This is a genomic window from Bradyrhizobium sp. LeoB3 (genome assembly GCF_055456055.1).
On the sequence record NZ_JBVBEF010000420.1, the window covers coordinates 1 to 335 of the forward strand.

A 335-nucleotide genomic window follows, 5' to 3' on the forward strand; every position below is an offset into this window, starting at 1 on the left:
GGGGCAGCTAATCGCGCGGGTCGGCGATTCCCGCGTTGAGGTGGGGGCAGGCTCGTACGCGGCTCTTCCCCGTGGTGCGCCGCATACGATCGAAGTGGTCGGCGACCAAGCGACCCTGCTGGCCACCTACGTGCCGGGCGGGCTGGAGCGTTTGTTGGTGCCCCGGAAAGGCGAGAAACCCGATCCGGCTGCTTTCGGCATAACGTTCCCCTAGGGCCGAGGGCCATGGCGCGGGGCGTTCGTGACCGTGCGCCCGCGCGGGACCGCGCCAGATGATCGATTGCACGCGCCAGCCAGGTGCGCGTAGGGAAACAAGGCACGCGACCGACACGAAG

The 335-nt window shown here is 69.0% G+C and carries 1 protein-coding gene; it reads left to right on the forward strand.

Annotated elements, in window-relative coordinates; genetic code table 11:
- Nucleotides 1-214, forward strand: a 214-nt coding sequence (locus ACZXDY_RS46575; protein WP_464350115.1) for a cupin domain-containing protein, incomplete at its 5' end; no start/stop codon positions are given.
- Nucleotides 215-335: the final 121 nt, after the last annotated feature.